General features: G+C 69.7%; 28 protein-coding genes and 1 tRNA gene. 15 read left to right on the top strand and 14 right to left on the bottom strand.

The annotated features are described in order from the left end of the window. Window positions 1-85 precede the first annotated feature (85 nt). Window positions 86-988: a DUF7089 family protein gene (locus QOL69_RS09025; protein WP_283402911.1), complete on the top strand. Its 903-nt coding sequence runs from the start codon at window positions 86-88 to the stop codon at window positions 986-988. A gap of 28 nt (window positions 989-1,016) precedes the next feature. Here the strand turns inward: QOL69_RS09025 and QOL69_RS09020 are convergent, their stop codons facing one another. Continuing rightward, the gene (locus tag QOL69_RS09020) at window positions 1,017-1,595 is read right to left on the bottom strand and encodes a DUF7090 family protein (RefSeq protein ID WP_283402910.1); all 579 of its coding nucleotides are present in this window, start codon (window positions 1,593-1,595) and stop codon (window positions 1,017-1,019) included. Window positions 1,596-1,864: 269 nt separating this feature from the next. On the opposite strand from QOL69_RS09020, the gene QOL69_RS09015 reads away from it, so the two are divergent. Next, a complete protein-coding gene (locus tag QOL69_RS09015; RefSeq protein WP_283402909.1) occupies window positions 1,865-2,437 on the top strand; it encodes a magnesium transporter in 573 nt (190 codons plus the stop codon). Then, window positions 2,434-3,003, top strand: a complete 570-nt coding sequence (locus tag QOL69_RS09010; protein WP_283402908.1) for a magnesium transporter — start codon at window positions 2,434-2,436, stop codon at window positions 3,001-3,003. Before QOL69_RS09015 ends, QOL69_RS09010 begins: the two co-directional genes overlap by 4 nt. Window positions 3,004-3,059: 56 nt before the next feature. Here QOL69_RS09010 and QOL69_RS09005 read toward each other — a convergent pair whose 3' ends face one another. After that, a complete protein-coding gene (locus tag QOL69_RS09005) occupies window positions 3,060-3,503 on the bottom strand; it encodes a DUF2391 family protein (RefSeq protein ID WP_283402907.1) in 444 nt (147 codons plus the stop codon). A gap of 68 nt (window positions 3,504-3,571) precedes the next feature. Between QOL69_RS09005 and QOL69_RS09000 the strand changes: the two genes are divergently transcribed. The 3 genes from QOL69_RS09000 (at window position 3,572) to cgi121 (ending at window position 7,748) form a co-directional block, all read left to right on the top strand. Continuing rightward, a complete protein-coding gene (locus tag QOL69_RS09000) occupies window positions 3,572-4,249 on the top strand; it encodes a class I SAM-dependent methyltransferase (RefSeq protein ID WP_283402906.1) in 678 nt (225 codons plus the stop codon). Between the two features lie 446 nt (window positions 4,250-4,695). After that, window positions 4,696-7,158, top strand: coding sequence for an ATP-dependent DNA helicase (locus QOL69_RS08995; RefSeq protein WP_283402905.1), 2,463 nt, complete (start codon window positions 4,696-4,698; stop codon window positions 7,156-7,158). Then, a complete protein-coding gene (gene cgi121 / locus QOL69_RS08990; RefSeq protein WP_283402904.1) occupies window positions 7,155-7,748 on the top strand; it encodes a KEOPS complex subunit Cgi121 in 594 nt (197 codons plus the stop codon). The genes QOL69_RS08995 and cgi121 overlap by 4 nt, the downstream gene beginning before the upstream one ends. 82 nt (window positions 7,749-7,830) lie before the next feature. On the opposite strand, the gene QOL69_RS08985 is transcribed toward cgi121, so the two are convergent. Then, window positions 7,831-7,903: transfer RNA gene (locus QOL69_RS08985), tRNA-Gln, on the bottom strand. Window positions 7,904-8,055: 152 nt separating this feature from the next. Between QOL69_RS08985 and QOL69_RS08980 the strand changes: the two genes are divergently transcribed. Both QOL69_RS08980 and QOL69_RS08975 read left to right on the top strand, forming a co-directional pair. Beyond that, window positions 8,056-8,649 (top strand): IMP cyclohydrolase, encoded by a 594-nt coding sequence (locus QOL69_RS08980; RefSeq protein ID WP_283402903.1) that lies wholly within the window; start codon window positions 8,056-8,058, stop codon window positions 8,647-8,649. A gap of 113 nt (window positions 8,650-8,762) precedes the next feature. Continuing rightward, the gene (locus QOL69_RS08975) at window positions 8,763-10,895 is read left to right on the top strand and encodes a S9 family peptidase (protein WP_283402902.1); all 2,133 of its coding nucleotides are present in this window, start codon (window positions 8,763-8,765) and stop codon (window positions 10,893-10,895) included. 21 nt (window positions 10,896-10,916) lie between these two features. On the opposite strand, the gene QOL69_RS08970 is transcribed toward QOL69_RS08975, so the two are convergent. The 4 genes from QOL69_RS08970 to QOL69_RS08955 form a co-directional block, all read right to left on the bottom strand. Next, entirely contained in the window at window positions 10,917-11,291 is a 375-nt protein-coding gene (locus tag QOL69_RS08970) for a helix-turn-helix domain-containing protein (RefSeq protein ID WP_048077574.1), read from the bottom strand. A gap of 55 nt (window positions 11,292-11,346) precedes the next feature. Next, entirely contained in the window at window positions 11,347-11,586 is a 240-nt protein-coding gene (locus QOL69_RS08965) for a DUF8001 family protein (protein WP_048077575.1), read from the bottom strand. Window positions 11,587-11,636: 50 nt separating this feature from the next. Next, window positions 11,637-12,323, bottom strand: a complete 687-nt coding sequence (locus QOL69_RS08960) for a DUF5828 family protein (protein ID WP_283402901.1) — start codon at window positions 12,321-12,323, stop codon at window positions 11,637-11,639. A 63-nt stretch (window positions 12,324-12,386) separates the two neighbouring features. Further along, window positions 12,387-12,650, bottom strand: coding sequence for a DUF8007 family protein (locus tag QOL69_RS08955; RefSeq protein WP_048077577.1), 264 nt, complete (start codon window positions 12,648-12,650; stop codon window positions 12,387-12,389). A gap of 125 nt (window positions 12,651-12,775) precedes the next feature. On the opposite strand from QOL69_RS08955, the gene QOL69_RS08950 reads away from it, so the two are divergent. Continuing rightward, window positions 12,776-13,156 (top strand): cupin domain-containing protein, encoded by a 381-nt coding sequence (locus QOL69_RS08950; protein ID WP_283402900.1) that lies wholly within the window; start codon window positions 12,776-12,778, stop codon window positions 13,154-13,156. After that, window positions 13,149-13,835, top strand: coding sequence for a DUF8052 family protein (locus tag QOL69_RS08945; RefSeq protein ID WP_283402899.1), 687 nt, complete (start codon window positions 13,149-13,151; stop codon window positions 13,833-13,835). The genes QOL69_RS08950 and QOL69_RS08945 overlap by 8 nt, the downstream gene beginning before the upstream one ends. A 42-nt stretch (window positions 13,836-13,877) precedes the next feature. On the opposite strand, the gene QOL69_RS08940 is transcribed toward QOL69_RS08945, so the two are convergent. The 4 genes from QOL69_RS08940 to QOL69_RS08925 all read right to left on the bottom strand — a co-directional run bounded on the left by QOL69_RS08940 (window position 13,878) and on the right by QOL69_RS08925 (window position 17,648). Next, entirely contained in the window at window positions 13,878-15,785 is a 1,908-nt protein-coding gene (locus QOL69_RS08940) for a carbon starvation CstA family protein (RefSeq protein ID WP_048077583.1), read from the bottom strand. A 278-nt stretch (window positions 15,786-16,063) separates the two neighbouring features. Beyond that, entirely contained in the window at window positions 16,064-17,017 is a 954-nt protein-coding gene (locus tag QOL69_RS08935) for an ArsA family ATPase (protein WP_283402898.1), read from the bottom strand. A 28-nt stretch (window positions 17,018-17,045) separates the two neighbouring features. Further along, window positions 17,046-17,342, bottom strand: coding sequence for a DUF7990 family protein (locus QOL69_RS08930; protein ID WP_048077580.1), 297 nt, complete (start codon window positions 17,340-17,342; stop codon window positions 17,046-17,048). A 93-nt stretch (window positions 17,343-17,435) separates the two neighbouring features. Next, window positions 17,436-17,648: a hypothetical protein gene (locus tag QOL69_RS08925; RefSeq protein WP_048077581.1), complete on the bottom strand. Its 213-nt coding sequence runs from the start codon at window positions 17,646-17,648 to the stop codon at window positions 17,436-17,438. A 117-nt stretch (window positions 17,649-17,765) separates the two neighbouring features. Here QOL69_RS08925 and QOL69_RS08920 point away from each other — a divergent pair, with 117 nt between their 5' ends. After that, window positions 17,766-19,082 (top strand): CobW family GTP-binding protein, encoded by a 1,317-nt coding sequence (locus QOL69_RS08920; RefSeq protein WP_283402897.1) that lies wholly within the window; start codon window positions 17,766-17,768, stop codon window positions 19,080-19,082. Between the two features lie 26 nt (window positions 19,083-19,108). Here the strand turns inward: QOL69_RS08920 and QOL69_RS08915 are convergent, their stop codons facing one another. The 3 genes from QOL69_RS08915 to QOL69_RS08905 form a co-directional block, all read right to left on the bottom strand. After that, complete coding sequence (locus QOL69_RS08915) at window positions 19,109-19,348, bottom strand: hypothetical protein (RefSeq protein WP_283402896.1); 240 nt, start codon at window positions 19,346-19,348, stop codon at window positions 19,109-19,111. A 95-nt stretch (window positions 19,349-19,443) separates the two neighbouring features. Beyond that, on the bottom strand, window positions 19,444-20,481 hold the full coding sequence (locus QOL69_RS08910) for an AI-2E family transporter (protein WP_048077585.1): 1,038 nt from the start codon (window positions 20,479-20,481) through the stop codon (window positions 19,444-19,446). A gap of 75 nt (window positions 20,482-20,556) precedes the next feature. Continuing rightward, a complete protein-coding gene (locus QOL69_RS08905; RefSeq protein WP_283402895.1) occupies window positions 20,557-20,883 on the bottom strand; it encodes a hypothetical protein in 327 nt (108 codons plus the stop codon). Between the two features lie 59 nt (window positions 20,884-20,942). Here QOL69_RS08905 and QOL69_RS08900 point away from each other — a divergent pair, with 59 nt between their 5' ends. The 4 genes from QOL69_RS08900 to thrC all read left to right on the top strand — a co-directional run bounded on the left by QOL69_RS08900 (window position 20,943) and on the right by thrC (window position 23,630). After that, a complete protein-coding gene (locus QOL69_RS08900; protein WP_283402894.1) occupies window positions 20,943-21,176 on the top strand; it encodes a DUF8107 family protein in 234 nt (77 codons plus the stop codon). A 73-nt stretch (window positions 21,177-21,249) separates the two neighbouring features. After that, entirely contained in the window at window positions 21,250-21,927 is a 678-nt protein-coding gene (gene upp, locus QOL69_RS08895; RefSeq protein ID WP_283402893.1) for a uracil phosphoribosyltransferase, read from the top strand. 67 nt (window positions 21,928-21,994) lie between these two features. After that, window positions 21,995-22,210: a DUF7569 family protein gene (locus tag QOL69_RS08890; protein ID WP_283402892.1), complete on the top strand. Its 216-nt coding sequence runs from the start codon at window positions 21,995-21,997 to the stop codon at window positions 22,208-22,210. Window positions 22,211-22,346: 136 nt separating this feature from the next. After that, a complete protein-coding gene (thrC, locus tag QOL69_RS08885) occupies window positions 22,347-23,630 on the top strand; it encodes a threonine synthase (protein ID WP_283402891.1) in 1,284 nt (427 codons plus the stop codon). Window positions 23,631-23,656 lie beyond the last annotated feature (26 nt).

Raw genomic sequence — 23,656 nt, 5'->3', positions numbered from 1 at the left:
CCAAATCAACGAAGATCGTGGTCGGAACGGTCGGCGTCTCGGCCGTCCTCTCGGTGCTCATCATCCTCTCGTACGTCCTCGGCTGATGTTCTCGACCCGGTCGCTCGACGACGACCTCGCGGCGGTCCGCGACCGGTACGCGCCGGGATCGCCCGTCCTCGACGTCGAGACGGACTTCGAGACGCTCCCGCCGGCCGCGGCGGAGGATCTGGGCCTCTTCGTCGACGCGCTCGTTCCCGCCTCGTACCCCGCCGAGTGGCTCCCCGAGGCGGTGCCGGACCTCCTCCGAAAGCACGCGGGGCCGGCGTTCACGGTCGGTCTCCCGGGCGACGGGACCGTCGTTCGGACGACCCAGACCGACCCGCCAGCCGTCCTCGTCAAGCGGCGCGCGGAGGGGACGCCCGACGACTTCCTCGCGTTCCTGATCGCCGAGCGACTGGTCCAGATCGGCTGCGAGCCGGCTTCGGGGGCCGTCGGCGGCGACGACGCCGCTTCGACTGCCGACGCCGCCTCGACCGCCGGCGACGCGCCCGGCCTCCCCGAGACGTTCCTCCCCTTCTTCGGCGAGCGCTACCGCGACCTCGACGCGGCGATCCGGCGTCCCGACCCGGAGACGGGGGCGTCGACGACGGGGTTCGGCCCGGCCGACGCCTTCCAGGTCGCGAACGCGCTGTTCGACGCGTGGGTCGGGCTTCACACCCGCGAGGAGTTCGCGTCGTGGGCCGGGGAGTACCCCCGGCTGTTCGACGCGTGGGAGGACGCGGGCGACCGGCTCTCGGGTCGGCTCGGCGAGCTCTCGACCGAGGTCGCTCGCGGCGACACCGACTTCCCGAGCGCGACGGAGTACGCCTGCTCGGCGGTCAAACACGATCTGGACCTCCCAGCGCCGTACGGCGCGCTCGACACGGCCGCCTACCGGGACCGCGGGGCGGCCTACGCCGTGGCGTGGGCGGAGAAGACGTTCGCGGCGCTCGTCGACGAGGAGTGAAACGGGAATTCCCGGCCAGACGCGACCGTTAGAGGTCGACGACGACGTTCCCGTCGCCGTCGAGGTCGATGACGCCGTCGAACAGCTCCCGGAACCGGTCGAGGGTGGCGACCTCGTGGACCTCCTCCGAGAGGTGGAAGATGCCGACCGCGTCGTGTTCGTCGAGGAGGTCGAGGATCTCGGCGGCGGCCTCGTACACCGCGTCGTCGTCGGCGTAGTAGGCCATCTCGGTGAGCGAGTCGACCGAGACGCGCCGCTTCCCCTCGTTTTCAGTGAGGAAGCGCTCGACGCGGTCGACGACGCCGTCGAGGTCGTCGGGCGCGGAGACGTAGTAGACGTCGTCGGAGCCCCGTCGCGAGTAGCCCCGCTCGACTGAGAGCGTGTCGAGGATGGTCGCCTTCGTCTCGTCGACGTCGTAGTACTCCAGCTTCTGTTCGACCTCGCGCGCGGTGGTCCGCGTGGAGACGACGAGGAACGCGTCGGTGTCGGTCTTCAGGAAGTCGGTGTCGATCCGGTCGGTCTCGCCGATGCTCGGGTGGACGAGCAGGAGTCCGGTCCCGCCCGGTATCGTTTCCGGCCCGTTCTCGACGGCGAGGGAGTAGTCCATGGGATCGGAACTCGCCGGATCGACTTAACGGTGCGGGCCGGACCGGTTCGAGACCGTCGGACGCGGACGGGTCGCTGGCGTGCGGTCGGCGACCCTCCGGATCCGGCGACCCGCCCGCGCTCGGCCGCCGTCGCCGTGCCCTCCTCTCACATCCCCCTCCGTTTCATCTGGAGATCGTGACAGACGCGCGCCGCGTATCGGCGCGTCGATCTACTGGCTCCCCGGCGCGGCAGTCGGTTTTTTTGCTCCGCCCGCCCTCGGTGCGGTCGATGCCCGGTCACGACTCCGCGCGCGAGATCTACCGGCAGGCGCTCCCGGTCATCGGCGTCAGCCTGATCGCCGGCCTGTTCGCGGGGACGATCCTCGGCTCCGAGACCATGCGCGCGAACATCGCGGAGGTCCCCGGACTCCTGCTGTTGCTCCCGGCGTTCCTCGCCACGCGCGGCGGCGTGTACGGCTCGCTCGGGGCCCGGCTCTCGACGGGGCTTCACCAAGGAATCATCGAGCCGCGGTTCCGACTGGACCGCCGGCTCACGAACGCCATTGTCGCCTCCTTCCTCAACGGAATGACCGTCTCGGTGTTCATCGCGGTCGTCACCTACCTCACGCTCGTCCTGTTCGGCGACGGCGGGAGCCTCTTCCAGCTGGTCGGCGTGATGGTCGTCGCCGGCTTCCTCTCCGCCGTGCTCATGATCACGGTGTTGATCGCGGTCATCTTCGTCGGCTACCGCCGGGGACTCGACCCCGACAACGTCATCGGCCCGGTCGTCACCACCCTCGGCGACGTGTTCGGCGTGTTCTTCCTCCTCGTCGGAGTGGCCGTCGTGGGGGCGGTGTCGTGACCGACCGGACGGCGGTCGACGAGTGGTCGATCCGCCGGATCGTTCGGACGATGATCCCGCTTCTGGCCGCGCTGTCGGTGTTACAGCTCGTCTCCGGGACCGTCTTAGAGACCTACGAGGAGGTCCTGTTACGGTACCCGGCGCTCCTCGTCTTGGTGCCGGTTCAGATCGGGACGGCCGGCAACCTCGCGTCGATCACCTGCTCGCGGCTCACCACGCAGCTGTATCTGGGGACCTACGAGTTCAGCCCCTCGAACCCCGCGCTCCGGGCGAACGCGGCCGCGGTGTTCGGACTCGCGGCGACCGTCTTCGGCGCGGTGGGCGTCGCCGCGTGGGCGATCGGCGTCGCGCTCGGGGGGTCGCTCGCGCTCGGTCTGGTACTGCTGATATCACTCGTCTCCGGCATGCTGCTCGCGGTCCTCGTCGTCGTCGCCAGCGTCGTCGCCGTCGAGGTGTCGTACCGCGTCGGGCTCAACCCCGACGACACGACGATCCCCGTGGTGACGAACCTCTGTGACATCGCCGGCGTGTTGATACTCTTCGCGGTCGTCTCGGTCGTGCTGTGACGGCGTCTCGGATGCCGTGACGGGATTTCTGAGAGACGGGCCGGCCGCTTGCCGCCTCAGAACACGCTGTCGGCGGTCGCCGCGCCGACGACGCTGAACACTGCGCCAACAGAGACCGCTTTGAACGTCGTCGCCCATAGCTCCCTGCCTGCCACGCCCTCCTCGATAAGGAACGTGTCGGGCGCGTCGAAGAGGACGGCCAAGAGGAGTACGGAGCCGAACGCGACGATCATCAGCGAAAGGAACCGCACCGGGATCCCGGCGATTTCCGTTTCGGTCTCGGGATCGCGGTCGGTGTCCGCCCGGTACAGCGCGGCGTACCCGATCGCGGCGACGAGTCCCGCCACGAACACAGCCTGCGTCCAGTTCATCCCGGCCGCCAGCACCCACACCTCCTCGGTGACGACGAACGGGCCGGCGAGCAGGAAGCCGCCGACCGCCTGCTGGGCGGAGTCCGCCAGCCGGAAGTTCGGACGACGCAGCGACTTCGGCCGCTTCATGTCCGCGACCGACGGCGGGAGTCGGTAAAACACCGCCGCTTTTCACCGTCCTCCGCGTCGCCCCCGACATGAGCGTTCGCGAGGAGTTCGACGAGTGGGCGGCGACCGGAAAGGACCGCGGCATGGAGGACCGACACTGGCACACCGCGAAACACGTCTTAGCGCGGATGCCGGTCGAGGCGGGCGACGACGTGTTGGACCTCGGAACCGGCTCCGGCTACGCGCTCCGCGCGCTCCGCGAGCGCGGGATCAGTCGCGGCTACGGACTCGACGGCGCGCCGGAGATGGCCCGCAACGCCCGCGAGTACACCGACGACGACGCGGTCGGGTTCGTGGTCGGGGACTTCGACGCGCTGCCCTTCGCTGACGACTCGCTCGATCACGTCTTCTCGATGGAGGCGTTCTACTACGCGGCCGATCCGGTCAACACGCTCCGAGAGGTTCGCAGGGTGTTGCGGCCGGGCGGGACCTTCTACTGCGCCGTCAACTACTTCGCGGAGAGCGAGACGACCCACGAGTGGCAGGAGAACATCTCCGTGGAGATGACGCTGTGGGACCGGGCCGAGTACCGCGAGGCGTTCCGCGAGGCCGGGCTGTACGTCGCCGCACAGGACGCGATCCCGGACCGCGAGACGGAGATCCCGGACGCGGAGGAATTTCCGGTAGAGGGGTATGAGACGCGCGAGGCAATGGTGGATCGGTATCGGACGTGGGGGACGCTGTTGACGGTCGGCGTCGCGCCCTGACTCGGACCGATACGCAGTTGAGTATCAGTGAATCGTAACCGCGAATACTGCCGAAGCCCCGGTCGCTCGCCGATACGTCGTTGCGATCGATCTTACCGGGACCGCCGAAGCCCCGGCCGCGACGCGGGCGGACGCTCGCTGCGCTCCTCGGTCGCTCGTTTCACTCGCTTCCTGCGGTGCTTGCGTCGCCTCCGCCCGCGTCGCGGCCGCCCCTTCGAGTCCCGCCCAGCACCGCCCCGTAACCGCACCTCACGCCTCCCCAGCCTCGTCAGTCGGTCTCCGCTTCGCTCCGACCGACTGACTCCCTCGCGCGACGCTCCTCGGCCGCGAGGCGGCCTCGGAGGCGCGCGCCCGACCGTGGAGTCTGGGTCCGATAGTTCTCCGTTTAAAAGCGCGGAGCGACGCCTTCCGACGGTTTAAATCGCGTCGGGGACCAGAGTCCGGTAATGGAACCGAGTTCGCTCTCCGGGCTCCCCGCGGGCGTCGGCGAGGCGCTCGAAGCGGAGGGCGTCGCGGAGCTGTACCCGCCCCAGCGGGCGGCCGTCGAGGCCGGGGTGCTGGACGGCGAGAGCCTCGTCGCCGCGGTCCCCACCGCCTCCGGCAAGACCTTGATCGCGGAGCTGGCGATGCTCTCCTCGATCGAACGCGGCGGCAAGGCCTTATATATCGTCCCGCTGCGCGCGCTCGCCAGCGAAAAGAAGGCCGAGTTTGAGCGCTGGGAAGAGTTCGGCGTGACGGTCGGCGTCTCGACGGGCAACTACGACTCCGACGGCGAGTGGCTCGCGAGCCGGGACATCATCGTCGCCACCTCGGAGAAGGTCGACTCGCTCATCCGGAACGGCGCGCCGTGGATCGACGACCTGACCTGCGTCGTCAGCGACGAGGTCCACCTCGTCGACGACTCGCATCGCGGCCCGACCCTCGAAGTCACGCTCGCGAAGCTCCGGAAGGTGAATCCGGGGCTCCAGACGGTCGCGCTCTCCGCGACCGTCGGCAACGCCGACGTCATCGCCGACTGGCTCGACGCCGAACTCGTCGAGTCCGACTGGCGGCCGATCGACCTCCGCACCGGCGTCCACTTCGGTAACGCGATCAACTTCGACGACGGGAGCCAGCGCGAGGTGCCGGTCGAGCGCGGCGAGGACCAGACGGCGAAGCTCGTCGGCGACGCCTTGGACACCGAGGAGGGCGGGCAGGGCGGCTCCTCGCTCGTCTTCGTCAACTCCCGGCGCAACGCCGAGTCGTCGGCCCGCAAGCTGGGCGAGGTGACGAGCGCCCGGCTCACCGGCGACGAGCGCGACCGGCTCCGCGAGCTGGCCGAGGAGATCCGCGGCGTCTCCGACACCGACACCTCCGAGGACCTCGCGGGCGCGGTCGAGCAGGGGTCGGCGTTCCACCACGCCGGACTCGCGAGCGAACACCGGACCCTCGTCGAGGACGCGTTCCGCGACCGCCTGATCAAGTGCGTCTCCGCGACGCCCACCCTCGCCGCCGGCGTCAACACCCCCGCTCGCCGGGTGATCGTCCGCGACTGGCGGCGCTACGACGGCGACTTCGGCGGCATGAAACCACTCGACGTCCTCGAAGTCCACCAGATGTGCGGCCGCGCGGGCCGCCCCGGACTCGACCCCTACGGCGAGGCGGTGCTGCTCGCGAACGACGCCGACACCCGCGAGGAGCTGTTCGAGCGGTACGTCTGGGCCGAGGCCGAGCCGGTCCGCTCGAAGCTCGCGGCCGAGCCCGCGCTCCGGACCCACGTCCTCGCGACGGTCGCCTCGGGCTTTGCCGCCACCCGCGAGGGCCTCCTGTCGTTCCTCGACAACACTCTCTACGCGACCCAGACCGACGACGAGGGACGCCTCGCCGCGGTCACCGACACCGTCTTAGACTACCTCGAAGTCAACGGCTTCGTCGAGCGCGACCGCGACGGCGGGGCCGAGGGCCTCGCCGCGACCGGCATCGGCCACACCGTCTCGCGGCTCTACCTCGACCCGATGAGCGCGGCGGAGATACTCGACGGGCTCCGGACGGTCGTCGAGGACGGCACGGCCGGATCCGATGCCCCTGCCGCCGACGCCGAGTTCGTCCCATCGACCGACGCCGACGCGGACTCCGACGCCGACGAACCGGGGTTCACCACGTACACCCGAGGGGACGCGGAGGAGAGCGACGGCGACGCCGATCCGTCCGACTCGGACGACGACGAGCCCCCCGCGGTCACCCCGCTCGGTCTCTACCACCTGGTCAGCCGGACCCCGGACACCTACGAGCTGTACCTCAAGTCCGGCGACCGCGAGGAGTACACGGAGGTCTGCTACGAGCGCGAGCCGGAGTTCCTCGGCGACGTGCCCTCCGAGTACGAGGACGTGCGGTTCGAGGACTGGCTCGCCGCGCTGAAGACGGCCCGCCTGCTCGAAGACTGGGCGAACGAGGTGGACGAAGACCGGATCGCGGAGCGGTACGGCGTCGGCCCGGGCGACATCCGCGGCAAGGTCGACACCGCGGAGTGGCTCCTCCGGGCGGCGGAGACGCTCGCCCGCGACGTGGAGGGGATCGACGGGGACGTGGTCGTTCAGGTCCGCGAGGCGCGCAAGCGCCTGGAGTACGGGGTCCGCGAGGAGCTGCTCGATCTGGCCGGCGTCCGCAACGTCGGCCGCAAGCGGGCTCGCCGCCTCTACGAGGCCGGCATCGAGAGCCGCGCCGACCTCCGCGAGGCGGACAAGGCGGTCGTGCTCGGCGCGCTCCGCGGCCGCGAGCGCACCGCCGAACGGATCTTGGAGAACGCCGGCCGCGAGGACCCCTCGCTCGACGGCGTCGACCCCGACAGCTCCGCCTCCGCGGCGGCGACCGCGGGCGCGGACGCCGACGGCGACGGCGACGGACAGGCCAGTCTAGGTGATTTCGGATGACGGAACCGTCGGCCTCCCAAGCGGACCCGGCGTCTGATCCCGCCCCCGCCGTCAGACTCGTCGCCGGAGCGTTCGCGATCGCCGACCTCGACGCGTTCCTCGCCGACCTCGACGAGGTCGCCGCCGAGACCGGCGCGGTGGTTCAGGCGTTCGACGCCGACCTCGTCGTCTCGCCCGCCCACCTCCGGGAGGCGGCCCGGCTCGCGGCCCGTGCGATTGCCCGCGGCGAGGCGGTCGCTCGCGACCCCGGCGTCGAGATCCTGCTGTACGTGGCCGGTCGCAGACAGATCGACCGCGCGCTCGAACTCGGCGTGTCGGAGGGCGAGCGGGCCGCGGTCGTCCTCGTCGCCGACTTCGGCGGTGTCCCCGGTGTCGACCGGCCCTCCGCCGATCTTGACGAGGCCGTCGAGTCGATCCGGGAACTCGCCGCTGATGAGATCGGCGAGTTCGACGAGAGCCAGAGCCGCGCGTTCGACGAGGCCCGCGTCCGCGAGTTCTACGGCGTCACGGACCGCGAACTCGCCGCGACGACCGGCGACCTAACGGATGTCGTGCGCGAACGCGTCGCGCTGCTGGACGTCGAGAAGTGATCTCATACCCCTCTGTTTCGACTGGAAACCGCCCGACAGGAGCGCCGCTTTGGGCCCAGTCGAAACGAGGGTACGGTAGAAGTAGTCCATCCTGGATTCGAACCAGGGTCGTTGCCCCCAGAAGGCAACAGGATTGGCCACTACCCCAATGGACTGCGTACTCACGAGTAACCCACACGTCTTTGTAAGCGTTGCGCGTTGCGACCGCCGTGCGACTCTGTGACGACCCTCCGGGGCCGAACCGCTCTCGGATCGTGTTCGTGCGTACATCGACGCGTTTTACACGGCCCAATCCGCACGAAGCTGTATGTACGTCGGACGATTCGTCGTCGTCGCGCCCGGCATCGGTGGCTACCGCGTCTCCTCGCGCTCGTTCCCGAACCGCCGCGTCCGCGACCGCGGCGGGACGCTCACCGTCGGCCCGACCGCGGACGCGCCCGAGACGGACAACCCGTACGTCTCGTACAACTGCGCGCGCCGCGTCGAGACCCCGACCGGCGAGCCGCTGGCGGTCCTCGGTAACGGCTCGCACGTCGACCCGATCGCGGAGAAGCTGGAGCTGGGCTACCCCGCCCGCGACGCGCTCGCGACCCCGCTGCTCGCGCTCGACTTCGAGAAGGACGACTACGACACGCCTCGGGTCGCCGGCGTCGTCGGCGCGGAGTCGGCGACGGTCGGCGTCGTCCGCCGCGACGCGCTCCTCGTTGAGGCCGTCGACGAGCCGACCGTCGTCGCGACCTACGAGACGGACTCCCCCGAGCCGTACGACCTGACCGCGACCGACGCCGGCGGCGTCGCGACCGAACTGTTGGAAGCCGACCTCGAACACCCGGTCTGTGCCGCGGGCGCGACCGTCGACGCCGACGGCGTCGCGCTCGCGTTCGACAACGGCGACGACTGACCGGCGCTCCGACCCCGGTCCGCGTTCCGGCCCCGGCCGGACGACGCCTCCCCGCCCCCTGACCACCTTTCCGGCTCCCGACGCCTTTTGCCTCCCCCGTCCGAGTGACGCCCATGGAGCGCGTCACCGCGGCCGACTACCACGACCTCGCGGTCCCGTCCGACCCCCGAATTTCGCCGGACGGCGACCGCGTCGCCTTCGTGCGCCGACAGCCGAACGACGACGACAGCTACGAGACGACGGTGTACCTCGTCGACGCCGCGGGCGAGGACGACCCGCGCCGGCTCACCCTCCCGGAGGGCTCGGACGCCGAACCGCGCTGGAGCCCCTCCGGCGACCGGATCGCGTTCACCTCCACCCGGGGCGCGGCCGACGACCGCCAGCAGCTGTGGGTCCTCCCGGTCGACGGGGGCGAGGCCCGCCGCCTCACCGATGTGGTCGGCGGCGTCTCGCAGATCGCGTGGTCGCCCGACGGGGAGCGGATCGCGTTCGTCCAGTCGGTGACGGCCGACGACCGCGACGCGGACCGCGACCTCGCCGTGCCCGACGAGTACGAGCCGGACGACCACCCCGACCCGCGCGTGATCGACCGGACCGTCTACCGGTCCATGGAGCGCTACTTCGACGGCCGCCGACCGGGCGTGTACGTCGTCGACGCGGACGCGACCGTGGGGGGCGTCACCGACCCCGACCCGGCCGAGTCGGGCGCGGTCACCCGTCTCACCGACCGCGACGCCGACTTCGCGGCCCCGACGTGGGGCGACGCCGACACGCTGTACTACACCGAGGCCGTCGGCGACGACCCCGACGACTCCGTCGAGATCGCGATCCGCGCCCGGGACCTCGCCGCCGGCGACGACGAGCGCGTCCACACGACGACCGGGTGGGGGGCCGACCTCGCGGCGACCGCCGACGGGCGCGTCGCGTTCACCCACGCGGAGCCGGATCAGGTGTCGATGCGGCCGACCGACCTCCGCGTCCTCGACGCCGAGTCCGGGGCGGTCACCGACCTCACCGGCGACCTCGACCGCGGCCTCGGCCGGGGGACGACGCCGCAGTGGGGACCCGACGAGGAGACGCTCTACTTCGCGACGCCCGACGAGGGGAAGACGGCGCTGTGGCACGTCCCCGCCGACGGGAGCGCGGACCCCGAACGCCTCCTCCGTCCCGGAACGGTCTCGGGCGCGACCGTCGGCGGCGAGACCGATGCCGGACCCGAGTCGGTCGCGGTCGCGTACGCCGCCAGCGAGTGGGACCACCCGGGCGACGCGTTCGCCTACGACGCCGCGGCCGACGAGACGACTCGTCTGACCGAACTGAACGCCGACTACCTCGCCGAGCGGGCGCTCGGCGAACCCGAGGAGATCCGGTTCGAGTCCGACGGCGTCGAGGTTCAGGGGTGGCTGCTGACGCCGCCCGCGGAGGTCGAGGCCGACGAGTCCGCCGACGGATCCGCCGCTCCCGACGAGCCGTACCCGCTCGCGGTCGAGATCCACGGCGGCCCGCACGCGATGTGGTCGACCGCGGGGACGATGTGGCACGAGTTCCAGACGCTTGCGGCCCGCGGCTACGCCGTCTTCTGGTCGAACCCGCGCGGCTCGACCGGCTACGGGGAGGAGTTCATGCAGGCCATCGAGCGCGACTGGGGCGCGGTCACCATGCGCGACGTGATGGCGGGCGTCGAGACGGTCGCCGACCGGCCCGAGATCGACGCGTCGAACGCGTTCGTCACCGGCGGCTCCTTCGGCGGGTTCATGACCGCGTGGGCGGTCGGACAGACCGACTACTTCGACGCGGCCGTCTCACAGCGCGGCGTCTACGACCTCACCGGGTTCTACGGCTCGACCGACGCCGCCTACAAGCTCGTCGAGGGCGACTTCGACACGGTCCCGTCCGAGGAGCCGGAGTGGCTCTGGGAGCAGTCGCCGACGGGCCACGCCGACGCGGTCGACACCCCGACGCTGTTGATCCACTCCGAGGACGACACGCGGACGCCGATCTGTACGGCGGAGCTGTACCACCGGATCCTCCGAAAGAACGGCGTCGACACGCGGTTCGTCAGGTACCCCCGCGAGGGCCACGAGCTCTCCCGGTCCGGCGAGCCGGCGCACGTCGTCGACCGGATCGAACGGATCGCGCGCTGGTTCGACGGTTACTCCGAGTACCACGACACCGAGCGCGCGCTCGACCGTCCCGAAGACGACGGACTGACCGCGGGCGAGGAGTCGGACGAGGCGGAGAAGTAGGCGTCCGCGCCGGCCCCCGATTCAGCGCTCGTCGGGGTCGAACGCGTCGATGGCGTCGTGGACGTCTCCGACCCACTCGTCGAGGGCGTCGTGGAGTCGCCGTTTGGCCTCGGGAACCGGAATCGCGGTGTACTGGTAGACGTACCCGCCGGAGTCGAGCAGGCGGCGACGGCGCTCGACGAGCCCCTTCTCCCGTAACGTCGACAGCGACCGGTTCACGTTCGACCGGTCCCGGTCGAGGGCGTCGGCGAGTTCCGAGACGGTGCTGCCGGGGTTGTCGAGCAGCGCGAGGTACGCCCGGCTCTCGTGGTCGCGCACGCCGAAGACGCAAGAGAGGACGTGCTCGAACGAGGGAGACCGATCGCCGACGAGGTCCTCGATTTCGGGGTCGCTCATGTCGACCGATTCGCGCGGGGCGAGGTTAAATGCCGGTCTTCGTCGCTCGGCCGGCTCACTCCTCGGCGGCGTATCCCATCTGGTCGATACACCCGCGCATCCCCGACTCGTCCGCGTGTCGGTGGAGGTTTGTCGGCGTGTCGCAGTGGTACGTCTCCCCGTCGTACCGGAGGGCGACCTCGTGGCTGGCCCCGGCGACCTCGACATCGACGAGAATCCGCCGTCCGTCGTTGAGCGCGTCGATGAGTTCGTCGACGGCCAACTCCCCCGCCTCGACCCGGAGTACCTCGCTCATAGGTTCGATTCGACGGTCGGCGAGTTAAAGCCGACCATGTCCCGCGACGCTCACGTCGTCGTCGAGTCCGGGCCGCCCTCCTCGGCCGGCGGCTCGACGCCCTCCGCGGCGGCGACGTCCTCGGTCCGCTTCTCGGTGTCGACGTGCCAGCGGTCTATCTCCGACTCGTAGTCGCCGAGCACGGCCGACACCTCGTCTTTCAGCTCGTCGTCGTTGACGTTCACCTCGAAGACGAACGTCTCGCCGTCCTCCGCGCGGGCGACCTCCTGAATGTTGGCGCTGACCAGCTCGTTGTCGAAGTAGTACGGTGCCATCTGGGTCATCACGTTGCGGTAGACGGCGTCCTCGACCTTTCTGAGCGCCTTCCGGCTGGCCGAGTCCGCCGCGCGGGCGACGTGTTCGATCGACTCGCCCCAGCTCTCGCGGGCGCTCTCGGTGTCGTTCTCCTCGACCTGCTCGTAGGACTCCGTGAGCTTCTCGCCGGCCGTCTGGAGGTCGTCGCCGGGGGATTTCCCCGCCTGCTCGCCTTTCCCCTCGTCGACGGACGCCTGCGCCGCGGTCTTCTCCGAGACGTCCTCGTCGATACGCTCGTGGGTCTTTGGTCGCCACTCGTCGAACTCGTAGTAAGGCCCGCCGTCGACGCCGACCTCTCGGAGCGCGAGAGCGACCCGCTCGCCGTGTTCGACGACGTCGCCCCAGTCGCCGCGCATCTTGAATCCGGAGATGCTCTCTTCCATCGATTGGCCTCGCTACGGAACGGACGCGTATAAATCTCTCCGAACTGACGTGAGCTGAGGCGGTTACTTCCCGTAGGCGATCCGGCGGCCGAGCCCGTTGATCCGCTCTTTGAGGTCGCCGAGGTAGCCGGCGGGCGAGATACGGCGGAGCGACGACTCGTCGACCTCGATCCGCTCGTCGGCGAACGGGTCGCGCTCGGCCCGCTCCTCGGAGGACTGGTCGTCCGCCACCGCTCCGACGACGGTCGACATCGAACAGCGGCCGCACGCCTCCGCCGTGATATCGGCGTCGACCGGCTCCGGTGTGCGTGACTCGTCCCCTGACATGGCTTCTCACCCCACGGTAGGCGGTTCTCGCACTTAAAACTGCGCTCCACGCCCCCGTGTGGGATTCCCGCGCGGCGCGGCCCGTTTCCCGACGCGCTTTTACTCGCTCCGTGGAATCAGTTCGCATGGGATATCGCGTCGTCGACGTCGACTCGGTCGAACCGGAGTCGGGCCGCCCCTGCGAGTGTCGGAAGCTGGCCGAACCGGGCGGACTCGACGCCGCGGCGATCAACCGGTTCCGCGCCGATCCCGGCGAGCAGCTCCCCTTGGCGTACCACTACCACCAGACCCAACAGGAGGCGTTCTACGTCCTCGACGGGACGCTCGCGGTCGAGACCCCGGAGCGGACCTACGAGGTGCCGGCCGACGACCTGTTCGTGGTCGACCCCGAGAGCCCGCAGCGCGCGTACAACCCCGCGGACGCGGACGAGCCGGTGACCGTGTTAGCCGTCGGCGCACCGCCCGCGTCCGGCGACGCCGTCGCGTACGACCCCGACGATGAGTGACCGCGCGGCGTCGGACGAACGCCCCGGCTCGGGCGGGGAGTCCGGAACGGACGGGGCCCCTGAGCCGGGCGAGAGCCCCCGCCGCGACCCCGAGGAGCTGCCGGCGGAGATCCGCGAGTCGGTGCCGGACTACGACGACGAGTACTTCGACCGGGTCTCGGACCGGCTCATGTACAGCTACGACCTCGACCGCGACGTGGTCGTCGACGGCGAGCGCTTCGAGCTGTACGCGGAGATGCGCGTCCGCAACCAGAAGCAGTTCCTCCACCCCGCCCTGAGCTACGCGGACCACGACATGATGGAGTTCGTGTTCGCGCGCCGCGTCTCGACGCCGTCCGTCGCCGACGTGGAACGACTCGTCGAGTTCGCCCACGGCGTCGCCGACGACCGCGTCGACGGGCACGAGGAACACTACGGCACCGACGTCACCGTCGTGCTCGTCGCGGATCGGGTCCCGGACGACGTCGCCGACTTCGTCGAGGGGTTCCACGACCGCACCCTCCTGAAGTTCGGCTACTACGGCCACTACGAGGTGAACCTGGTCGTCGTCGCGCCCGACCGCGAGTCGCTCGCGGCAAGCGAGAGCGCCGACACCGCCGCGGCGTTCCGACTGTGGGAGGCGGTCGACGAGCCGGACGAGGGACTCTTCTCGCGGTTCGCGAAGCGGTTCTGGCGATGAGCTACACCGGCTTAAAAAACGGCGACGCCGCGGCCGCGGTCGTCAGTCGTCGCTCGGTTCGACTGCGGGCTCGCTCCCGCCGCGGACGCTCGTGATGTTGCCGTAGCCGATACGCACCAGCGACAGCGCGAGGTAGATCAGCACGAACGCCAGTGCCATCTGGACGACGGCGGATATCTGTCCGCTGAGTCCGGCCACGTTGCCCAGTATGAGCTTCTGATACAGGTTGTCCCACAGGGCGACCCACGACAGCCCGAGTACGGTGATCGTCACCATGATCGTCATCGGGACCCCGGTGGAGATCAGCTGCTTGGACTCGTCCCAGTTGGCGAGCCACACGGTGCCGGTCAGCAGCGCCAGCGCCGCGAGCAGCTGGTTCGCCCCGCCGAACAGCGCCCAGAGCGTCACCCACTCGCCGGAGATGACCAGCGCGTACGCGATCAGCGACTGGATGATCGGGTTCGTGTACCGCCCCTTCGCGAGGCTGGGAAGGTCGGCCGAGAAGCCCGTCGTCGTCCCGCTGCCCTGCGTGCCGACGATCTCCTCCATCATGTACCGACCGAGCCGCGCGGCGGTGTCGGTCGACGTGAGCAGGAAGCTCACGAGCACGAGCGCCATGAACGGCGCGCCGTACTGGGCGGGAATACCGAGGCTGGTGAGGATGATACCGCCTCCCGTCGCGAAGTTCGGCAGTGCGCCGCCGATACCGCCGCCGGCGGCGGCCGTCGTGGAGCCGGCAATGGCGAGCGTCGAGATGGCGACCGAGGCGAGCAGCCCCTCACCGAGCATCCCGCCGTAGCCGATGAGGCGCGCGTCGCTCTCTTGGTTCAGCTGTTTCGCCGTGGTGCCGGAGGACACCAGCGAGTGGAACCCGCTGATCGTCCCGCAGGCGATTGTGACGAAGAGCAGCGGGAACAACGGCGTGATCCCCCGTTCTCCGATTGCCAAGTCGCTCCCGAAGAAGCCCATGTACGCCCCGATCGAGGAGTCGATCGCGAGCTCCTGTACCGGAGTGATCGGATCGATGCCGAGGTTGAACCCGACCGTCCCGACGATTATCGCCAGCAGCGCCCCGCCGACGCCGGAGTACAGCAGGAACGACGAGAGGTAGTCGCGCGGCTGGAGCAGCACCCACACCGGGAGCGCGCTCGCGAGCGTCGCGTAGACGAGGATGACCGGCACCCACGCCGCGACGTTCGGCTGGAGGATGGCGTCGGTGCTCACCACCGCGCCGGGCAGCCACGCGCCGCTCCCGAGGAACTCGAACAGGACGATCGTACCCTGCGGATACGTGCCGGCCTCGACGGCCGGGAACAGCGCGATCGGGTTCTGGATACCGACCCAGACGCCCGCGAACACGCCCGCGACGAACAGGACCGTCCCCGGCAGGAACGGGCCGTCGAGCTGGTACAGGTAGACGCCGAACCCGAACGCCAGCGCGATGTAGATCAGGCTCGCGGTCGCCGCCGACGGGAACGCGTTCAACACGATCCCGACGACCAGAGCGAACACCGCCACCACGAGGATGATGGTGAGGAACGCGAACCACAGCAGCATGTTCTTGCCGCGCTCGCCGACGTACTCGCCGACGATGAAGCCGATCGACTTCCCCTCGTGTCGCATCGACCCCGACAGCGAGATGAAGTCGTGAACCGCCCCCATCAGCGGGTTCCCGATCGCGACCCACAGCAGCGCCGGAACCCATCCCCAGATGGCCCCGGCCGTGATCGGGCCGACGATCGGCGCGCCGCCCGCGATGCTCGAGAAGTGATGCCCCAGTAGCACCGGCTTCTTCGCCGGTACGTACTCCTGTCCGTCCTCGTACTTGTGTGCCGGCGTCTCCCGCTCGTCGTCGAGATCGACGAACCGAGAGAGGTACCGCGAGTATCCCACGTACCCCACGGTGAACGTACTGAGAACGGCGACGACGATCCAAATTACACTTGTCATAGGTTCCCTGCCTCGTGGTACCGGTTCACTATGTTAGACTTAAACGTTGCTTTCGTTCATGATACTTGAGGCGATCGACCCGCCGAATCGGCCGAAGCACCCGGGTGTACTGGGTTTCTTACTCCCGAGAATCGATAAAATTCGGCACATTTCCGGTCGATTCGGCTCGCGCGCGCTCGGGCGGCGTCGAGTTCCGCTCCGAGTTCGAGCCGTTCCGTCCGGGGGGCCGGCGACTCTGCTCGTTCCCTCCTCGGGGTCGGCGACCCTGCCCGACCGGCTCAGACGTCCACGTCGAGCGCGTCGGCGACGTCGGTGAGGACGTCACCGCGGACCTCGCTGGTCCGGGATTCGATCTCGGCGACGAGCGGCGGCTCGAACCCCTCGCGGACCTGTTCGAGGCGGTCGCGCTCGGTCGCAACCCGCTCCCGGAGGTAGCGCGCCCCGCGGCCCGTCTCGTCGTCGTCGGGCGTCGGCGTGAGCCTGTTCGCGACGAGCCCGCGCACGGAGAGGTCCCGCTCGGTGAACCCCTCGATCGCCCGCGCCGTCTCGTTGACGGAGAGCTGGTCGGGGTTGAACACGAGGAAGAACGCGGCCTCCGTCCGCATCGTCTCGCCGGCGTACTCGAAGAACTCCTTGCGCCGCTGGAGCCGTTCGATGACCGGGTCGCCCTCCAGCAGCCGCCGGGGCTCCATGTCGCCGATGGCGGCCTTCTCGAACAGGTCGATCGACTGCTTCCGCTTGTACACCAGTCGTTCGATCCAGTCGCCGAGGAACTCGGGGAGCCCGAGCAGCCGCAGCGTCGATCCCGTGGGCGCGGTGTCGAAGACGACCCGGTCGTACGGCTCGCTCTCCTCGCGCATCACGTCGACGAACGCGTCGAACAGCGCGGACTCGTACGCGCCGGGCGTCCCGTGTGACATCTCCAGCTGGCGGTTGATCTCCGAGACCATCGCCGCCGACACCTGCTCGGAGAGCGACTCGCGGATCTCGTCGAGGTGCCGCTGCATCTCGTCTTCGGGGTCGATCTCCATCGCGTCGAGCCCGTCGACGCCCTTCACCGACCGCGGCTCGTCGCCGAACGACTGGTCGAACACGTCCGAAACCGAGTGCGCCGGGTCCGTCGAGACGACGAGCGTGCGTACCCCCTCTGTCGCGCAGCGGTACGCGTACGCACACGAGACCGTGGTCTTGCCGACACCGCCTTTCCCGCCGAAGAAGACAAACGGCTCCATCAGTCGCGGCGTTCCCCTCGTCCCGTCATCAGAAGTGGTACTGCTGGCCCTTCCGCTCGATGAGGCTCTCGCGGTCCCACAGCCGCCGCTCCCACGCCTCGAACTCGTCTTCGAGGTACGGGAGCAGCTCCGCGGTGTAGTACGACACCGGCGACGGGATCCCGAACGCGTCCGGGAAACACGCGAGCATGAACTCGTCTTCGACGTCCTCCGCCTCCTTCTCGATCTTCTCGTAGGCCGGGTGCGTGATCATCCCGTGGTACAGGCCGCGGAGCCACTCCTCTACCGTGGCCCGAAACGTCGTGATGCGATCGGCGAGTGTCATTATCTCTCGTGACAGTCCGCCCGTGTTAAAAGCTGTCGCGGTCGTCCGTCCGATCTGACGATGCGTCCTCGCCGTCGCCGCGCGATGCGCCGATCAGGCGGAGCTGCCTTCGGTCAGTTCGCCCTGCGGTTCCTCGGCGTCGCCGGACTCGTCGCCGGCGTCCAGCTCCGGGGCGTCCGAGTCGTCCGGACTCGGACTGTGGATGTCGCTGTCGAGTGTTTCCCAGACGAGGTACAGCATCGCGGCGATCATCAGTACCGTCATCGTGATGCTGACTAAGGCCACGGACCCGGCGGACACGACCATGTCGCGAGTTCGACGACCGCAGCGTATCAACGTATCGGCTCGGGCCCGACCGCCGTCCCGTCGCCGACTCGCTCCGCTCTCGCCGGGCTTGAAGGGGACTCCCGCCCATTCACCCACATGGACGACCCCGACGAGACCGACGACCGCATCCCGGTGACCGTGCTCTCCGGGAGTCTCGGAGCCGGCAAGACGACGCTACTGAACCACCTGCTCGGGAACGCGGGCGACCGCGACATCGCGGTCCTCGTCAACGACATGGGCGACGTCAACGTCGACGCGGACCTGATCGCCGAGGGGTCCGAGGTCGACGTCGAGGGCGTCACGGAGCTGTCGAACGGCTGTATCTGCTGTGAGCTTCAAGACGATCTGGAGTCGGCGGTGGTGCGGCTCGCGAACGAGCGCTCGTTCGACAACCTCGTCGTCGAATCCTCGGGGATCTCGGAGCCGGCCCCCGTGGCCCGCCTGTTCACCACCGAGTCGCGCGCGGCGGCCCGGTACCGCGTCGACGCGCTGGTGACCGTGGTCGACACGCGGCAGTTCCTCGACGCCTTCGGCGGCGACGACGCCCCCGAACGCCGGGTTGACCCGGCCGCGGGCGACGGCGACGCCGACCGCCCGCTCTCGGACCTCCTCGTCGAACAGATCGAGGTGTCGAACCTCGTGGTGTGCAACAAGGCGGACCTCTGTGCCGACGCGGAAATCGACGAGGCGGTCGACCTCGTGGGCGCGCTCCAGCCCGACGCGGAGACGGTCGTCACGGAGTTCTCCGCGGTCGACCCGGACCGGCTCCTCGACGTGGGACTGTTCGACGAGCGAGCGCTCGGCGACCTCCCCGGCTGGAAGCGCGCGTTGGCGGACGCCGAGGAAGGCGGAGACGACGCCGACGAAGCGGCCCACGACGATCACGCCGCCGACCACGACGATCACGCCGCCGACCACGACCACGCACACCGCCACCCCGACGAGGTGTACGGCGTCACCTCCTTCACCTACCGGCGACGGCGTCCGTTCCACCCCGACCGGATCGCCGCCATCCTCCGCGACCTGCCCGAGGGCGTGGTCCGGTCGAAGGGGACGCTCTGGGTCGCGGGCACCGAGCAGCGCCAGCAGGTCGGACAGGCGGGGCGGTCGGTCCGCGTCACCGCGCTGGGCCCGTGGATCGCGAGCCTCCCGTCGGTCGAGCGCGACATGCTCCGCTCGAACCGGCCCGCCCTCGACTGGGACGACGAGCGCGGCGACCGCCTCACCGAGTTCGTCGTCATCGGCACCGATGTCGACGAGGACTCGCTCGTCGCGCGGCTCGACGACGCCCTCCTCTCCGACGCGGAGCTGTCGGAGGTCGGTGACGCGGGGATCGGCGACGACCCCGCAGCCGTCGACCCCGCGCCGTTCCCGGACGAGCAGGGCGCCGAGGCCGCGCTCCGCGAGCCCTGAGGGGCTTCGTGCGGCGTGCCGCGCACTCAGCAGGCGCAGCCGCTGCCGGTCGCGCGCTCGAAGCGCATCGACTCGCCGCAGTCGGAACACACCGGGTCGCCGTCCGCGTCGCGGTCGAACCCCTCCTGGTCGACGTTCACGTCGCGGACGCGGACGCCGCAGTCGTCACACCAGTACGCTCCTTCCGAGCCGTCGTCGCCGGCGGTTCCGGGTGCGCGCTGGGTCGACCCTTCCATCACGTCCGTAAGCGTGTCAAATATTCCCATGAATACGGGCACGAGCTACGTCATGTTAGTTTCTGGGTCCGTCGCCGCCGATTCGGGTCCGATCCGCCGAGCCGGACCGACCCCTGTCGCGGGACTCAGGCGGCCGACCTTCCCCCGTGTTCCCGTGCGAAGCAGTCGAGGACGAGTTTCGCGCCGCCGAGGACGACGGGACCGATGAACAGGCCGACGGCGCCGAACACGACGAGCCCGCCGAAGATGCCGATGACGATGATCGCGGAGTTGAACGCACCGGTCCGACCGATCAGCGCGGGTCGGAGGTACGTGTCCGAGAACGTGACGAGCAGACCGTACACGGCGATCGACGCGCCGGCGACCGGTCGTCCGACCGCGGCGAGATAGACCGCGGCCGGGACCCAGACGCCGAACGCGCCGACGAGCGGGAGCAGCGTCAGCACGAACGTGACGACCGTGAGGAATATCACGGCGGGGAGGCCGGCGATCGCGAGCCCGAGGCCGAGTAACGCCGCCTGGATGGCTGCGACGGCGACGTTCCCGACGACCGAGGCCCACATGAGCTGATCCAGTCCCTCGCGGAGTTCGTCCAAGACGTCTTGATCGACCGGCAGCACCCGCTGGACCCACGTCACGAGCCGTTCCCCGTCGCGCAACAGCGAAAAGAGGACGAACAGCGTGATCGTCAGTCCGATGAAAAGCGCCGGCAAACTGCCGACGAGATCGATCGCCCCCGAGGTGAGCTCCTGGAGGGTCCTCGCTATCCGGTCTTGGTTCGATTCGTACAGTGCGACGAGGTCGAACTGATACCCGGTGGTTTCGAGCAGTTCTTCGATCGACGCGATGTCGATCTGTCCGTTTCTGACGGCACTCACGACTCTGAGCGACTGTTGGATGGCGACCGTGAGGAGATAGATGATCGGGATCAACACGAAGAACAACGCGCCCACGACGACGCCGATCGCCGCGAACGTGGGCCTGATGTGTTCCTCGGCCCGCTGCTGGACGGGAAACAGGATATACGCGAGAACCACGCCGAACAGAATGAACTGGAGATACGGCAGGAGGACGAACAGCGCGAGGAGACCGCTCAGCAGGACGAGTGCGGTCAGCCCCAGCTGTCCCACGAGCCACGTCGGGGAATCGGGTCCGCTTGACATGCCAGGGGATTTGACGGATACACACATTATGTTATGGTCGCGACATCGGAGCCCCCGGCGACTCCGAAGTCCGGTTCACAAAAGCGGCACCGTGAGCCCGACGAAGAGCGCGCCGAGCCCGAGCCCGAGGTACAGCAGCCGCTCGAACCGCGGCCCGGCCGGCAGCGGCCCGGCGTCTTCGACCGGCGCCAGCCGGACCAACTGGCGGTACGCGACCACCGCCGCACCGGCGAACGCGACCGCGGAGACCGCGAGCGACGCGGCCAGCGACAGCCCGTACGCGAGCCCGTATATCGGGCCGAACGAGAAGACGAGCGTGAACGCCAGCCCCGCGGCCACGAGGAAGGGCACGGCGTCGACCCGCTCGCCGTGGCGGTTGCGGGCGCGCGGCGCGTCGACCATGGGACTCGCTACGAGCCGGACGGACAAGAGATAAGTGCCGCTCTCTCGCGGATCGGCGTATGAGCGACGAGAGCGGCGAACGCAGTGACAGCCGTGGCATCGGCGACGCCGTCGAGCGGTCCTCCGGGGACCCCCGGGTGTTGCTCGCGATGAACGCCGTCCTCTCCACGTGGTTCGCTTGGATCGTCGTCTGGGGGCTCGACTACGTCGGCAGCGCCGAGTTCGCGCTGCGCAGCGTCGCGACGCTCGCGCTGCTCATCTTCGCGCTGACGTACGTGCTCGTTCTGCGGTAGCGACCGACCGGTTCCGCGGGAGCGACGCGCGCTTCGCCACGTTTTAAGGTCATTCCGGGCCCGACTCCGAACAATGACGATCGAAGACCGCGACGACGCGTACCTCATCACGCACGCGCTGGCGACGGACACCCTCTCGCGGCTGCGCGACGTCGAGACCGAGCAGGTCGCGTTCCGAAAGGGGCTGGTAAAACTCGGCCGCATCTGCGGCTACGAGATCATCGACGGGGCGATGGAGACGGAGTACGTGCCCGTCCGGACCCCCTTAGCGGAGACGACCGGCGAGCGCGTGAAGGGGCTCGACGACGTGGTGATCATCAACGTCCTGCGGGCCGCGACGCCGTTCGTCGAGGGCCTGTTGAAGGCGTTCCCCCGCGCGAAACAGGGCGTCATCTCCGCTGGCCGCGACGAGGAGGCCGGGATGACCGAGGACGGCGAGTTCCCGATCACCATCGACTACGTGAAGCTCCCCGAGATCACCCCGGACGACACTGTGATCGTCGCGGACCCGATGCTCGCGACGGGATCGACGATGGCCGCCGTCCTCGACCACGTCCTCGACGAGGCCGACGACTTCGAGGACCTGTTCGTGCTCTCGGCGGTCTCCGCGCCCGCCGGTCTCGTCCGCGTGAGCGAGGCGGTCCCGGAGGCCGACCTCCTGACGGTCGCCATCGACGACCGCCTCGACGACGACGGGTTCATCGTCCCCGGCCTCGGCGACGCCGGCGACCGCGCGTTCCGGACGGTTTGAGACCGAGACGACGACCGTCCCGCTCCCGCGACGTACTTTTAAGAGCCGCCGCCGCGAGCGATCGGACATGAGCGACGCGCCGACGACCGAGCCCTGCGACGCCTGCGGCGAGCCGACGACGGACGCGCTCGCGCGCACCGTCCGGCTGAGCGTCGACCGGGCGAACATCGACACCCAGCGGCTCTGCCCCGACTGCTTCGCCGACTGGATCCAGCGGTATCAGGACCGGCTCGGCTCCGGCGGCTCCGAGGACGACGACAGCTCCGAGATCATCGTGGACTGACGGCCGTCGTCGACGAAGACGGCGGTTCCGCGACCGCGACCGACGGATGCCAACGACGGCCGAACACCTTCGTTTCGGGCGGCAACGTCCGTTCCGACCGCCCGGCTTAAGCCCCGCCGGGACGGACCCTCACTCAATGGATCTCGCCATCGACGCCCCGGCCCCGGCGGCACCCGACTGCGCCGCCGACGGGACGTGGCTCGCCTGTATCGAGTGCGACGAGACGTTCGCGCCCTTCGAGGCGGTCCGGTACACCTGCGACGAGTGCGACGGCCTGCTCGAAGTGCGCTACGACGACCCGCCGACGTTTGACGAGTTCGGTGCGGGCGCGCCCTCCGAGGGCCCCGACCGCGGCGTCTGGCGCTACCGCGAGGCGCTCCCCTTCGATCTGGGCGTCACGCTCCCCGAGGGCGACACGCCGCTCCACCGCGTCCCCCGCATCGAGGAGGCGGTCGGCGTCGACGCCCTCCGGATCAAACACGAGGGGATGAACCCCACCGGCTCGTTCAAGGACCGCGGGATGACGGTCGGCGTCCGCGTCGCGAAGGAGCTGGGCGTCGGCGCGCTCGCCTGCGCCTCCACCGGCAACACCTCGGCCGCGCTCGCCGCCTACGGCGGGCGCGGCGACATGCGGACGCTCGTGTTGCTCCCCGCCGGGAAGGTCGCCGCCGGGAAGGTCGCGCAGGCGAGCCTCCACGGGGCCCGCATCCTGGAGGTCGACGGCAACTTCGACGCCTGTCTCGACATCGTTCAGGAGCTGGCCGCCCGCGGCGAGGCGTACCTGCTCAACTCCCTGAACCCGTTCCGGCTGGAGGGCCAGAAGACGATCGGCTTCGAGATCTTAGAGGAGTTCTACGCCGACTACGGCGTCTTCCCGGACCGGATCGTCCTCCCCGTCGGCAACGCGGGCAACACCTCGGCGCTGTACAAGGGGTTCCGCGAGCTCGTCCAGTCGGGCGCGCTCGACGTCGACGAGGTCCCCAAGCTGACCGGCGTTCAGGCGGAGGGGGCCGCACCGATGGTCGAGGCGATCGAGGAGGGCAACGACGAGATCCGCCGCTGGGAGGAGGTCGAGACCCGTGCGACCGCGATCCGCATCGGCAACCCCGTCAACGCGCCGAAGGCGATCCCGGGGATCCGCAACACCGGCGGCACGGCGGTCGCCGTGAGCGACTCGGAGATCACCGCCGCGCAGCGGCACCTCGCCAGCGAGGGCGTCGGCGTCGAGCCGGCCTCCGCCGCGAGCCTCGCCGGGCTCAAGAAGCTCCGCCGTTCCGGCGTCGTCGACGACGACGAGCGCGTCGTCTGCCTGACGACCGGCCACCTCCTCAAGGACCCCGACGCCGCCTACGAGGCCGGCGGCGAGCCGGAGCCGGTCCCGAACGACGCCGACGCGGTGTTGAAGCACATTCGAGGCTGATCGGCCGGCACGGCCCCGTGAAAACG

The organism is Halorubrum sp. DM2, assembly GCF_901686465.1.
Classification (GTDB): domain Archaea; phylum Halobacteriota; class Halobacteria; order Halobacteriales; family Haloferacaceae; genus Halorubrum.
The sequence above is the reverse complement of the archived record's forward strand: the minus strand, read 5'-3'. Positions and strand labels throughout refer to the sequence as shown.

What these genes read in the sequence shown, in the direction of transcription:
- QOL69_RS08920 (WP_283402897.1), top strand. Translation starts at nt 17,766, where the DNA reads ATGGACGACCCCGACGAGACCGACGACCGCATCCCGGTGACCGTGCTC.
- QOL69_RS09025 (WP_283402911.1), top strand. Translation starts at nt 86, where the DNA reads ATGTTCTCGACCCGGTCGCTCGACGACGACCTCGCGGCGGTCCGCGAC.
- QOL69_RS08955 (WP_048077577.1), bottom strand. Translation starts at nt 12,650, where the DNA reads ATGTCAGGGGACGAGTCACGCACACCGGAGCCGGTCGACGCCGATATC.
- thrC (WP_283402891.1), top strand. Translation starts at nt 22,347, where the DNA reads ATGGATCTCGCCATCGACGCCCCGGCCCCGGCGGCACCCGACTGCGCC.
- QOL69_RS08905 (WP_283402895.1), bottom strand. Translation starts at nt 20,883, where the DNA reads ATGGTCGACGCGCCGCGCGCCCGCAACCGCCACGGCGAGCGGGTCGAC.
- QOL69_RS08960 (WP_283402901.1), bottom strand. Translation starts at nt 12,323, where the DNA reads ATGGAAGAGAGCATCTCCGGATTCAAGATGCGCGGCGACTGGGGCGAC.
- QOL69_RS08915 (WP_283402896.1), bottom strand. Translation starts at nt 19,348, where the DNA reads ATGGGAATATTTGACACGCTTACGGACGTGATGGAAGGGTCGACCCAG.
- QOL69_RS09020 (WP_283402910.1), bottom strand. Translation starts at nt 1,595, where the DNA reads ATGGACTACTCCCTCGCCGTCGAGAACGGGCCGGAAACGATACCGGGC.
- QOL69_RS08930 (WP_048077580.1), bottom strand. Translation starts at nt 17,342, where the DNA reads ATGACACTCGCCGATCGCATCACGACGTTTCGGGCCACGGTAGAGGAG.
- QOL69_RS08965 (WP_048077575.1), bottom strand. Translation starts at nt 11,586, where the DNA reads ATGAGCGAGGTACTCCGGGTCGAGGCGGGGGAGTTGGCCGTCGACGAA.
- QOL69_RS08995 (WP_283402905.1), top strand. Translation starts at nt 4,696, where the DNA reads ATGGAACCGAGTTCGCTCTCCGGGCTCCCCGCGGGCGTCGGCGAGGCG.
- QOL69_RS08945 (WP_283402899.1), top strand. Translation starts at nt 13,149, where the DNA reads ATGAGTGACCGCGCGGCGTCGGACGAACGCCCCGGCTCGGGCGGGGAG.
- QOL69_RS09015 (WP_283402909.1), top strand. Translation starts at nt 1,865, where the DNA reads ATGCCCGGTCACGACTCCGCGCGCGAGATCTACCGGCAGGCGCTCCCG.
- QOL69_RS08890 (WP_283402892.1), top strand. Translation starts at nt 21,995, where the DNA reads ATGAGCGACGCGCCGACGACCGAGCCCTGCGACGCCTGCGGCGAGCCG.
- upp (WP_283402893.1), top strand. Translation starts at nt 21,250, where the DNA reads ATGACGATCGAAGACCGCGACGACGCGTACCTCATCACGCACGCGCTG.
- QOL69_RS08980 (WP_283402903.1), top strand. Translation starts at nt 8,056, where the DNA reads ATGTACGTCGGACGATTCGTCGTCGTCGCGCCCGGCATCGGTGGCTAC.
- QOL69_RS08950 (WP_283402900.1), top strand. Translation starts at nt 12,776, where the DNA reads ATGGGATATCGCGTCGTCGACGTCGACTCGGTCGAACCGGAGTCGGGC.
- QOL69_RS08910 (WP_048077585.1), bottom strand. Translation starts at nt 20,481, where the DNA reads ATGTCAAGCGGACCCGATTCCCCGACGTGGCTCGTGGGACAGCTGGGG.
- QOL69_RS09000 (WP_283402906.1), top strand. Translation starts at nt 3,572, where the DNA reads ATGAGCGTTCGCGAGGAGTTCGACGAGTGGGCGGCGACCGGAAAGGAC.
- QOL69_RS08900 (WP_283402894.1), top strand. Translation starts at nt 20,943, where the DNA reads ATGAGCGACGAGAGCGGCGAACGCAGTGACAGCCGTGGCATCGGCGAC.
- QOL69_RS08935 (WP_283402898.1), bottom strand. Translation starts at nt 17,017, where the DNA reads ATGGAGCCGTTTGTCTTCTTCGGCGGGAAAGGCGGTGTCGGCAAGACC.
- QOL69_RS08940 (WP_048077583.1), bottom strand. Translation starts at nt 15,785, where the DNA reads ATGACAAGTGTAATTTGGATCGTCGTCGCCGTTCTCAGTACGTTCACC.
- cgi121 (WP_283402904.1), top strand. Translation starts at nt 7,155, where the DNA reads ATGACGGAACCGTCGGCCTCCCAAGCGGACCCGGCGTCTGATCCCGCC.
- QOL69_RS08975 (WP_283402902.1), top strand. Translation starts at nt 8,763, where the DNA reads ATGGAGCGCGTCACCGCGGCCGACTACCACGACCTCGCGGTCCCGTCC.
- QOL69_RS08925 (WP_048077581.1), bottom strand. Translation starts at nt 17,648, where the DNA reads ATGGTCGTGTCCGCCGGGTCCGTGGCCTTAGTCAGCATCACGATGACG.
- QOL69_RS08970 (WP_048077574.1), bottom strand. Translation starts at nt 11,291, where the DNA reads ATGAGCGACCCCGAAATCGAGGACCTCGTCGGCGATCGGTCTCCCTCG.
- QOL69_RS09005 (WP_283402907.1), bottom strand. Translation starts at nt 3,503, where the DNA reads ATGAAGCGGCCGAAGTCGCTGCGTCGTCCGAACTTCCGGCTGGCGGAC.